This window comes from Shewanella carassii, from assembly GCF_019670705.1.
In the GTDB taxonomy this organism is placed as follows: domain Bacteria; phylum Pseudomonadota; class Gammaproteobacteria; order Enterobacterales; family Shewanellaceae; genus Shewanella; species Shewanella carassii.
In genome coordinates this window covers 4030575-4043557 of record NZ_AP024618.1, presented here as the reverse complement: position 1 = coordinate 4043557, position 12983 = coordinate 4030575, and the positions used below count along the sequence as shown (strand labels likewise).

The window sequence follows — 12983 nt, the reverse complement described above, 5'->3', positions numbered from 1 at the left end:
TTCAAACCACCGGGCTTTTAGATTACTGAGTCCAGTGTTTTAGGCTCTTCCAGCCCAGAAGAGCTACTTTGGCTGACGTAAGACGCACTGGGATTGGCCGATTGAGTCTCGACAATCAGTGGGCTATCACTGCTGTTACTTCCCAGCAGGCCATTAATGATGTCACTTTCATCACTGCCATAAGTGGCGAATAGGTCAACGCCATCGAGCACTATATGCTGATCAAATTCACCATTGAGATCCACATCGATAGAGATGGTGGTATTACCATCTTCGACGCTGAACTGGAAATATTGCTCCAGTGAGTTGTGCTCTTCACCCAACAGCAGATCGCTGAGATCCAGCTTATCTTTGTTAACTTCAAAGTCAGTGATATGGTCAGTGCCGGTTTCGCCTGCTTTCCAGCTGAAGGTATCTACGCCTTGACCACCAGTGAGCCAATCATCACCATTGCCGCCAACCAGCATGTCATTACCATTGTCGCCGTAGAGTTCATCATTACCGCCTTGGCCAAAGAGGATATCGCTGCCCTCGCCGCCGCGGATGATGTCACCCATATCATTAATGCCTGACTTATCAAACAGGTTAGGATGCTCGCTGATAAAATTGTGAATTTCAGCATCGGTTGCATCGCTTTGGCCCAACTCGCCGGCAATAAAGGCTTTGAGTGCGCTGTAACCCTGGCCTTGAATGCCATCAAAGCGAATCACATCACCGAAGATGATGTCGTTACCCGCACCGCCATCCAAGGTATCTGAGCCTGGCATATCGGTGATTTCGTTGCCGAGAATCGCCTTGGCCAGTTCATCGGCAGAGACATTGGTTTGGACAGCTCCATCACTGTCAAACTGTTGCAATGTGCCAGTCGAAATATTGTTACCTATACCTATGGCTTGCACAATGACACCATTGCCTGTCAGTAATGGCAGGGCACTTAGGGCGTTTTGCAATGCCCAGTAATTACCATTGAAGGTGCTTGATATCTCGTAAGTACCGTCCCCTTGAGCCCGAATATCGCCAATATTTTGCGAACTCCAGCCTCCACGACCTTGGCTCCATTGATAAAGATTTCCGTCGGCATCTATGATTAGTCTCGACTGTCCTCCGATATTGGCGTAAAACGCCTCACCCAGAGTAAAGTTATTGACGTTGACCAAGTCATCCAGAGTCTCGCCAGTCTTTCGATTGACTATCGGGTTGGTATCCTCATAGTACTGATAGACAGATGGCGCGCCATCCGTGATAAAGAATGCCAGATTCTCAGCGTTACTGTTGGCAAGAGCCGTATCGCTGTGGAACCAGTTGGCCGTTGTCTTGATAACATCTTCATAGTTGGTGCCACCACCGGTCCAATAATCTCCATCCATGCTATCGATAACGGTTTGGAGCTTACTCAGCGCATCTGGATCTCCCAGGTCGACGCTGACTGACAAATTAGCTTGAGAGTCGAAATCGGTCAGGAATATGTTAACTGTGCCGGCATTATCTGAATCGGCACTGGCTTTCAGTGTCTCAAATACTTGAGCCAACTGAAGTTTCATCGCCTCCATAGCCGAATTACCAATACTTCCTGAGCTATCGACCATAAAGGCGATATTGTAATCCTGCCCGGGAACCACGACTGAGCCATCCAGGTCGCCGATAACGATATCTTCGGCGTTACCCAAATTGAGCGTTTGATCGCCTGGACCCGCTTCAGTGACCTGATAGTTAAATACAGGCACCACAGCGATATTGCCACTGTAAGAGTCGCCATCGGCATCGGTTACCGTGACCGCAAAGTCCAGGTCGCCGTCTTCGGTGCCCTGCATCGTCTGGTACTGATAGAAGTCCCAGTGACCCGTGCCAGGGGTGAATTCCAGCTTAAAGACCAAGTCGCCCGAGTCTGTTTGACCTAGCAAAGTATTGCCTGAAAGGGTCACTTCAACGGCTTCTCCGCTGGCGGTCACCAGGGATGTGTCAGTTACACCGGCCAATGCAAGACTGCCTTGGCCATCTGCGCCCCATTGTGCCGTTACTTCACCGGAAGCATAGGCGATTGCCGGGGCATTGCCTGTACCAGTGAATTCTATGGAGGAAATAGTGAAGTCACTGTTGTCTTTATGACTGGGGGCTGTGCCGTTGTCGGTTGCCTTGATAACAACTCTATCAAAGCCGCCATCCTGCACGTTAAAGTCAGCCGCATAGTCACCGTTGCTTTTATCCGATCTGAAAGTTTGGCTGGATATCAGTTGGCCATCACGCCAGAACTCAACCACACCGCTTTCAAGCTCACCTCCAAAGATATTGGCAAACTCTATCTTCATGCCGAACGCCAGGGTGTTGGGATCCAGATCTATGATGACCTCTTCAGAAACCCCAGTGCCATCAGCAAATTCCCGGAAATCTATTTCGTTGGCCAAGTTGAAGTAAGGTGAGTCTACACTGGCAACCCCTATGCCTGAACTACTGCCGTTAATATTTGCAGAGGTTAGGGTGTGATCGGTAGATGAGGTAAAACCTCTGGCTGTGATGGTGAAACCATTAAAGTCCAGTTCCCCTCTATTACCTGTGTAACCGGTCAGATCGAAGGCGCCTATGAGAGTATCCGGAATATCGGTTGCCGTAGCCGTTACCGGAGCAGTATCCGGCATGTAAGGCGCATCATCTTCGACGCTGACGACGAAGCTGCCGGAGACAGTGCCGCCATTGCCGTCATCGACATTGACCTCAAAGGTCAGATCTTTAACATCTTCAATGCTGGTATCTGGGTGATCTATTGGTCCCAACAGCTTGACCTGATAGTCCCAATCACCACTGCCATTACCCGCTGGCGGTGTCAGTACCACAGTCATTACTGCAAGGTTACCTACAGAGCCTGTCAGTGTGTGAGTCGCTGCGTCCCACTGCCAGGTAACTGTCTGGCCACCTGAGGTGATACCACTTGGTGGTATCAGGCTAACAGTCAGTGCATCACCATCCACATCCTGAAGCTGGATAGTGCCATTTGCAGTGGCATTGTCAGTGGTATCACTGCTGCCATTTGAGTCCGGCAGGCCATTGGTCAAGCCTTCCTCTGAGACAACGGCATTGGTTGTGGTAACTATAGTCGGTGCGTCGTTGACACTGTTGACCTTGATAGTCAGGGTCGCAGTATCACCATTGTTGGTCACATAGGTGATAACCGGCACAGTACCGTTCCAGTTGGCTTCCGGAGTAAAGGTATAGCTACCATCCAGATTGATAACCAGATTGCCCCCCTCAACTGTGACATCTTCTCCTGCACTGTATACCTGGCTATCCCCGGCTACGGTAAAGCTGGCCAACTCAAGGTCTTGGCCATTGTTTAATTCACCTGTGTCATTGTCAAAAATGTTGCCGCTTGCCAGCTGATCTTCATTGATTTCCTGATAATCATCCACAGCAGCCGTGTACTTCTCGACTTTAACATCCAGAGTCGATACTGCGGTTTGGTTGTTGTTATCTGTACCAACAATCTCAATACCTGAAATCTTCAGCGAGTCGACATCTATGTTATGAGGCAGATTCCCTATCAGCTCAGCGTTGACTATGATATTGCCTTCACTGCCCGCCGCTATGGCAGACCAATCCAGACTGATCTTCAATACATCTTTGTTGGGACCATTACCCGGCATTGAAGCTATCAGGTACTCACCCTCAAGGCGCCAGCTCAATGGGAAGTTTTCTCTTATCCCTTCCACTGTAATACCGCTGAAGTCACCATTTTGATAGTTGAAGCCGAAGTCTGAAAGTTCACTGTCACCAGCCTTGAAGCGCAGTGACTGTTGATCGGTATCCAGGTTGTCATCCTGCAAACCAAATTCATCCAGACTGGCCAGAGCATAGGAGGTAATAGCGACTGGAGCGCCTCCTGGAGCATCCAGGTGAATATCCAGATTGCCGTTGGTCTGATCGCCGTCACTGTCAGTGACCACTACACCAAAGTCCAGATCCAGAGGCTCTGTGGAGCTGACGATCTCCTGAGCGGTTGTGCCGGTCAATTGGAACTTGGCACCGTCAGGCGTTATAGCACTCAGCTCGATATAGGCGATAGCGCCCAAATCACTGATAACTTCGTTGGGGCCGATTTCGCCTTCACCCAGCAGTTGACCGTTGGCATCATAGGCCTTGTAGTGCACCAGCACTGGGTCGTTATTACCGACGTTGAAGTTAAAGCTGGCACTGGCTACTGTGTCTGCATAGTCAACGATAAGGGTCTCATCACCTGAAACCCAAGGGTTAGCCACCCCAAAGCCGTTGTCTGTACCATTGACATCGGCCAAGTCTCCGTTGCCATCACGGCCATAAAGCGTGAAAGCAACTTCGGCATCAGAGGGCACTTTGCTTGGATCGTTGTATATGTTGTAGGCACCGGTAGCGTTGTCATAAGTGACATACACGGTACCGCTGATGCCTCCTTTACCTCCGTCCAACGCGCCAATGTCTATCTCTTCCAGCTTGTCTATGCTCTGCAATATATCCAGTTGATAGCTGTCGCTGTTTGGATCTGTGTTGAGGGTAAAGATCAGCGTCTGATCAGGGTTAGACGCATCATAGGCCGTAGCAGGGCTTTCATCGCTTGTATAAGCGAACAGTTGATCCGGGTTGTTTGGATCGACAAAGAAGAAGACTGTTTTGCCTCCGGCCGTGATATCAGAAGCACCAAAGTAGGTTTGAGAACCAGCATCCCAGCCGTTTACGTTGCCGCTGAGATCGGCACTATAGTCTTTATCTGCTCCTGATGTGTTCATGACCCCAGTATAGGTGCCAACAGTGTTGACCCCATCCAAGATAGGTTCAACATCGACAACAGGTGAGTCGTCTTCAACTGTAACCTGGAATGAACTTGAGTCTGTCGCTCCTGAACCATCCGCGACATCAATGCCAAAGTTCAAATTGAGCACATCTTCAACATTGGCTACAGGATGATCCAGTGGAGCATGCAGTGTGACCTCATAACCCCAAGTACCACTGCTGTTACCCGCAGGAGCCGTGAGCGATATGGTCATCACCACAGTTGAACCGGCAGAGCCTGTCAGGGTTTGAGTACTGGCATCCCAACTCCAGGTAACATCAACGCCTCCTGACGTGATACCGACAGGGCCACTGAGGGTAACTTCCAGCTCATCGTTGTCAGGATCTTGCAGCTCAATGGTACCGTTGGCTATCACTGCATCTGTTGTATCTGTGTCGCCGACTTCATCCGGCGCACCATCGTTCAGCCCCTCTTCAGATACGGCAACATTGCCAATTGAAATAATGTTCGGCGCATCGTTGACCGGGGTGACGCTGATAGCCAGGGTGGAATCGTCAGTGCTGGAGCCATCGGTCAGGGTGTAGTTGACCACCGGCACCGTACCGTTCCAGTCGTCCGCCGGGGTAAAGCTGTAGGTGCCATCCTGGTTGATCACCAATACGCCCGCGGTCAGGTTGATACTGAAGCTGGTGTGGGTGTCATCAAAGGTATAGCTGCTGCCATCGACCGAGAAGCTCTGGACCGTCACCGGGCCATCGACACTGCTGGTGCCGCTGAGCAGGGTGCCGCTGTGCAGGCCGCTGTCTTCGGCCAGGGTGACGACTTCATCGGCATCGGTGAAGTTATCGTTGACCGGGGTGACGCTGATAGCCAGGGTGGAATCGTCAGTGCTGGAGCCATCGGTCAGGGTGTAGTTGACCACCGGCACCGTACCGTTCCAGTCGTCCGCCGGGGTAAAGCTGTAGGTGCCATCCTGGTTGATCACCAATACGCCCGCGGTCAGGTTGATACTGAAGCTGGTGTGGGTGTCATCAAAGGTATAGCTGCTGCCATCGACCGAGAAGCTCTGGACCGTCACCGGGCCATCGACACTGCTGGTGCCGCTGAGCAGGGTGCCGCTGTGCAGGCCGCTGTCTTCGGTCAGGGTGACGACTTCATCGGCATCGGTGAAGTTATCGTTGACCGGGGTGACGCTGATAGCCAGGGTGGAATCGTCAGTGCTGGAGCCATCGGTCAGGGTGTAGTTGACCACCGGCACCGTACCGTTCCAGTCGTCCGCTGGGGTAAAGCTGTAGGTGCCATCCTGGTTGATCACCAATACGCCCGCGGTCAGGTTGATACTGAAGCTGGTGTGGGTGTCATCAAAGGTATAGCTGCTGCCATCGACCGAGAAGCTCTGGACCGTCACCGGGCCATCGACACTGCTGGTGCCGCTGAGCAGGGTGCCGCTGTGCAGGCCGCTGTCCTCGGCCAGGGTGACGACTTCATCGGCATCGGTGAAGGCGTCATCGACCGGGGTGACGCTGATAGCCAGGGTGGAATCGTCAGTGCTGGAGCCATCGGTCAGGGTGTAGTTGACCACCGGCACCGTACCGTTCCAGTCGTCCGCCGGGGTAAAGCTGTAGGTGCCATCCTGGTTGATCACCAATACGCCCGCGGTCAGGTTGATACTGAAGCTGGTGTGGGTGTCATCAAAGGTATAGCTGGTGCCATCGACCGAGAAGCTCTGGACCGTCACCGGGCCATCGACACTGCTGGTACCGCTGAGCAGGGTGCCGCTGTGCAGGCCGCTGTCTTCGGTCAGGGTGATGACTTCATCGGCATCGGTGAAGTTATCGTTGACCGGGGTGACGCTGATAGCCAGGGTGGAATCGTCAGTGCTGGAGCCATCGGTCAGGGTGTAGTTGACCACCGGCACCGTACCGTTCCAGTCGTCCGCCGGGGTAAAGCTGTAGGTGCCATCCTGGTTGATCACCAATACGCCCGCGGTCAGGTTGATACTGAAGCTGGTGTGGGTGTCATCAAAGGTATAGCTGCTGCCATCGACCGAGAAGCTCTGGACCGTCACCGGGCCATCGACACTGCTGGTGCCGCTGAGCAGGGTGCCGCTGTGCAGGCCGCTGTCCTCGGCCAGGGTGACGACTTCATCGGCATCGGTGAAGGCGTCATCGACCGGGGTGACGCTGATAGCCAGGGTGGAATCGTCAGTGCTGGAGCCATCGGTCAGGGTGTAGTTGACCACCGGCACCGTACCGTTCCAGTCGTCCGCCGGGGTAAAGCTGTAGGTGCCATCCTGGTTGATCACCAATACGCCCGCGGTCAGGTTGATACTGAAGCTGGTGTGGGTGTCATCAAAGGTATAGCTGCTGCCATCGACCGAGAAGCTCTGGACCGTCACCGGGCCATCGACACTGCTGGTGCCGCTGAGCAGGGTGCCGCTGTGCAGGCCGCTGTCTTCGGTCAGGGTGATGACTTCATCGGCATCGGTGAAGTTATCGTTGACCGGGGTGACGCTGATAGCCAGGGTGGAATCGTCAGTGCTGGAGCCATCGGTCAGGGTGTAGTTGACCACCGGCACCGTACCGTTCCAGTCGTCCGCCGGGGTAAAGCTGTAGGTGCCATCCTGGTTGATCACCAATACGCCCGCGGTCAGGTTGATACTGAAGCTGGTGTGGGTGTCATCAAAGGTATAGCTGCTGCCATCGACCGAGAAGCTCTGGACCGTCACCGGGCCATCGACACTGCTGGTGCCGCTGAGCAGGGTGCCGCTGTGCAGGCCGCTGTCCTCGGCCAGGGTGACGACTTCATCGGCATCGGTGAAGGCGTCATCGACCGGGGTGACGCTGATAGCCAGGGTGGAATCGTCAGTGCTGGAGCCATCGGTCAGGGTGTAGTTGACCACCGGCACCGTACCGTTCCAGTCGTCCGCCGGGGTAAAGCTGTAGGTGCCATCCTGGTTGATCACCAATACGCCCGCGGTCAGGTTGATACTGAAGCTGGTGTGGGTGTCATCAAAGGTATAGCTGGTGCCATCGACCGAGAAGCTCTGGACCGTCACCGGGCCATCGACACTGCTGGTGCCGCTGAGCAGGGTGCCGCTGTGCAGGCCGCTGTCTTCGGTCAGGGTGATGACTTCATCGGCATCGGTGAAGTTATCGTTGACCGGGGTGACGCTGATAGCCAGGGTGGAATCGTCAGTGCTGGAGCCATCGGTCAGGGTGTAGTTGACCACCGGCACCGTACCGTTCCAGTCGTCCGCCGGGGTAAAGCTGTAGGTGCCATCCTGGTTGATCACCAATACGCCCGCGGTCAGGTTGATACTGAAGCTGGTGTGGGTGTCATCAAAGGTATAGCTGCTGCCATCGACCGAGAAGCTCTGGACCGTCACCGGGCCATCGACACTGCTGGTGCCGCTGAGCAGGGTGCCGCTGTGCAGGCCGCTGTCTTCGGCCAGGGTAACCACTTCATCGGCATCGGTGAAGTTATCGTTGATCGGGGTGACGCTGATAGCCAGGGTGGAATCGTCAGTGCTGGAGCCATCGGTCAGGGTGTAGTTGACCACCGGCACCGTACCGTTCCAGTCGTCCGCCGGGGTAAAGCTGTAGGTGCCATCCTGGTTGATCACCAATACGCCCGCGGTCAGGTTGATACTGAAGCTGGTGTGGGTGTCATCAAAGGTATAGCTGCTGCCATCGACCGAGAAGCTCTGGACCGTCACCGGGCCATCGACACTGCTGGTGCCGCTGAGCAGGGTGCCGCTGTGCAGGCCGCTGTCTTCGGTCAGGGTGATGACTTCATCGGCATCGGTGAAGTTATCGTTGATCGGGGTGACGCTGATAGCCAGGGTGGAATCGTCAGTGCTGGAGCCATCGGTCAGGGTGTAGTTGACCACCGGCACCGTACCGTTCCAGTCGTCCGCCGGGGTAAAGCTGTAGGTGCCATCCTGGTTGATCACCAATACGCCCGCGGTCAGGTTGATACTGAAGCTGGTGTGGGTGTCATCAAAGGTATAGCTGGTGCCATCGACCGAGAAGCTCTGGACCGTCACCGGGCCATCGACACTGCTGGTGCCGCTGAGCAGGGTGCCGCTGTGCAGGCCGCTGTCTTCGGTCAGGGTGATGACTTCATCGGCATCGGTGAAGTTATCGTTGATCGGGGTGACGCTGATAGCCAGGGTGGAATCGTCAGTGCTGGAGCCATCGGTCAGGGTGTAGTTGACCACCGGCACCGTACCGTTCCAGTCGTCCGCCGGGGTAAAGCTGTAGGTGCCATCCTGGTTGATCACCAATACGCCCGCGGTCAGGTTGATACTGAAGCTGGTGTGGGTGTCATCAAAGGTATAGCTGGTGCCATCGACCGAGAAGCTCTGGACCGTCACCGGGCCATCGACACTGCTGGTACCGCTGAGCAGGGTGCCGCTGTGCAGGCCGCTGTCTTCGGTCAGGGTGATGACTTCATCGGCATCGGTGAAGTTATCGTTGATCGGGGTGACGCTGATAGCCAGGGTGGAATCGTCAGTGCTGGAGCCATCGGTCAGGGTGTAGTTGACCACCGGCACCGTACCGTTCCAGTCGTCCGCCGGGGTAAAGCTGTAGGTGCCATCCTGGTTGATCACCAATACGCCCGCGGTCAGGTTGATACTGAAGCTGGTGTGGGTGTCATCAAAGGTATAGCTGCTGCCATCGACCGAGAAGCTCTGGACCGTCACCGGGCCATCGACACTGCTGGTGCCGCTGAGCAGGGTGCCGCTGTGCAGGCCGCTGTCTTCGGTCAGGGTGATGACTTCATCGGCATCGGTGAAGTTATCGTTGATCGGGGTGACGCTGATAGCCAGGGTGGAATCGTCAGTGCTGGAGCCATCGGTCAGGGTGTAGTTGACCACCGGCACCGTACCGTTCCAGTCGTCCGCCGGGGTAAAGCTGTAGGTGCCATCCTGGTTGATCACCAATACGCCCGCGGTCAGGTTGATACTGAAGCTGGTGTGGGTGTCATCAAAGGTATAGCTGCTGCCATCGACCGAGAAGCTCTGGACCGTCACCGGGCCATCGACACTGCTGGTGCCGCTGAGCAGGGTGCCGCTGTGCAGGCCGCTGTCTTCGGTCAGGGTGATGACTTCATCGGCATCGGTGAAGTTATCGTTGACCGGGGTGACGCTGATAGCCAGGGTGGAATCGTCAGTGCTGGAGCCATCGGTCAGGGTGTAGTTGACCACCGGCACCGTACCGTTCCAGTCGTCCGCCGGGGTAAAGCTGTAGGTGCCATCCTGGTTGATCACCAATACGCCCGCGGTCAGGTTGATACTGAAGCTGGTGTGGGTGTCATCAAAGGTATAGCTGCTGCCATCGACCGAGAAGCTCTGGACCGTCACCGGGCCATCGACACTGCTGGTGCCGCTGAGCAGGGTGCCGCTGTGCAGGCCGCTGTCTTCGGTCAGGGTGATGACTTCATCGGCATCGGTGAAGTTATCGTTGACCGGGGTGACGCTGATAGCCAGGGTGGAATCGTCAGTGCTGGAGCCATCGGTCAGGGTGTAGTTGACCACCGGCACCGTACCGTTCCAGTCGTCCGCCGGGGTAAAGCTGTAGGTGCCATCCTGGTTGATCACCAATACGCCCGCGGTCAGGTTGATACTGAAGCTGGTGTGGGTGTCATCAAAGGTATAGCTGCTGCCATCGACCGAGAAGCTCTGGACCGTCACCGGGCCATCGACACTGCTGGTGCCGCTGAGCAGGGTGCCGCTGTGCAGGCCGCTGTCCTCGGCCAAGGTGACGACTTCATCGGCATCGGTGAAGTTATCGTTGACCGGGGTGACGCTGATAGCCAGGGTGGAATCGTCAGTGCTGGAGCCATCGGTCAGGGTGTAGTTGACCACCGGCACCGTACCGTTCCAGTCGTCCGCCGGGGTAAAGCTGTAGGTGCCATCCTGGTTGATCACCAATACGCCCGCGGTCAGGTTGATACTGAAGCTGGTGTGGGTGTCATCAAAGGTATAGCTGCTGCCATCGACCGAGAAGCTCTGGACCGTCACCGGGCCATCGACACTGCTGGTGCCGCTGAGCAGGGTGCCGCTGTGCAGGCCGCTGTCCTCGGCCAGGGTGACGACTTCATCGGCATCGGTGAAGGCGTCATCGACCGGGGTGACGCTGATAGCCAGGGTGGAATCGTCAGTGCTGGAGCCATCGGTCAGGGTGTAGTTGACCACCGGCACCGTACCGTTCCAGTCGTCCGCCGGGGTAAAGCTGTAGGTGCCATCCTGGTTGATCACCAATACGCCCGCGGTCAGGTTGATACTGAAGCTGGTGTGGGTGTCATCAAAGGTATAGCTGCTGCCATCGACCGAGAAGCTCTGGACCGTCACCGGGCCATCGACACTGCTGGTACCGGTGAGCAGGGTGCCGCTGTGCAGGCCGCTGTCTTCGGTCAGGGTGATGACTTCATCGGCATCGGTGAAGTTATCGTTGACCGGGGTGACTGTGATGTCAACAGTGGCAGGAGTATTGTCTGCGAGTCCTGCATTATCAATAGAATGATAAGTGAATGAAGTCTCTCCATGCCAATCTGCATTAGGCACAAAGATCAGTGTTGCTGAATTAGTCGACGTTGGTATTTGATCGCCGACTTGGACTTCTACTCCATTGAGAAGCAAAGTTCCATTAGCTGGTAATGTATCTAAAATGAAATAGTTAACGCTACCGTCAGAATCTGAACCGACAAGACTGACTTCAATACCATTGGAATCTTCCTCCCCCATGGCAGAAGTGTCATCGGTTGTTGGTGGTGAGTTTGTGTCAATGATACTGGTTTCAACACTGGCATCACTGAGGTCGAGTTGCTCAAAAATTAGGGTTCCATCAGGATTTGTTATACCACTGATATTAACGGTAAAGGATTCAGGTCCTTCATATGGTTGGTCCGCCACGGTGGATATATTGAAAGTAGCGGTAAGACCATCCTCACCAATTACCGCTTGAATAGTTTCAATAATATCGTCACCACTTGCAGTGGTATAGCTATAACTCAGAGCCACTATGCTGCCAACAGGGGCGGGGTTACTTAATGTAACCGTATAAATATCAGTAGCTTCACCTTCCATTACACTTGCTGGGCCAGTCAGAGTGACCGTGGTGGTATCTATGGTGTCATTGACCTGGGTCGAGGCGGTGTCGCTGGTGTCCAGGTTTTCGTAATTGCCGCCCTGGGCATCGGTGATGCCGACCGTGAGGGTTTCACCGTCCTGATAGACATCCTCAGTCGGTGCCGCAACGGTGACGGTGCCGGAGGTTTGACCGGCGGCAATGGTGATGCTGGCGCCGTTGGACAGGGTCAGTACCAGGTCGGTTTCGGGGGCATTGTTGACCGTGGCGGTGTAGGTGATCTGACCGCCTTCACTGACTTCAGCCGGGGCAGTCAGAGTGACCGTGGTGGTATCTATGGTGTCATTGACCTGGGTCGAGGCGGTGTCGCTGGTGTCCAGGTTTTCGTAATTGCCGCCCTGGGCGTCGGTGATGCCGACCGTGAGGGTTTCACCGTCCTGATAGACATCCTCAGTCGGCGCCGCAACGGTGACGGTGCCGGAGGTTTGACCGGCGGCAATGGTGATGCTGGCGCCGTTGGATAGGGTCAGTACCAGGTCGGTTTCGGGGGCATTGTTGACCGTGGCGGTGTAGGTGATCTGGCCGCCTTCATTGACCTGATTTGGGGCCAATAGAGTTACAACGCTGGGAGCAATCTGGGTTACTTCAAAGGTGTTTTGTGATACTTCATCTTGAAGCGGGGCGGCATTAACTTCGATACCTGCGGTGTCATAACCACTTGCTGCTAAGGTTTCTGTGCCACTTCTTGCCAAAGACACAAACCCAGAAGTTCCTTCATTTCCTTGTGCTCCACCGGCAGCGGTATCGGGCAGTGAAGCTGTTGGATCTTCTCCTGCTGCGATAAGCGCTTGTAACTGCGCGATTTCAGAATCGGTGATTGCATCGTTACCTTGTACACTTGGCTGTAGTGGGGCGGTTATATTTTCATTGCCGAGACTACTTCCGTCATCAAGCAAGAGTTCTACTTGTGCATTATCTTCAACTATGACTTCGCTTCCTTGCGCAATAAAGTCGCCGGGCTTTAGTTGTATTTGGTGACCATTTGACATGACATAAGCTTTGCCATTCAAACTCTTAACTTGACCATCCTGTGTTGTGATAAGTGCTTTCATGTTCCGCCTCCGGCGATTGCA

General features: G+C 54.8%; 1 protein-coding gene. It reads right to left on the bottom strand.

All coding sequences use genetic code 11. From position 1 onward, the window contains the following. Positions 1–17: 17 nt before the first annotated feature. On the bottom strand, positions 18–12962 hold the full coding sequence (locus K5621_RS18065; protein ID WP_221049952.1) for a retention module-containing protein: 12945 nt from the start codon (positions 12960–12962) through the stop codon (positions 18–20). Between the last annotated feature and the right edge of the window lie 21 nt (positions 12963–12983).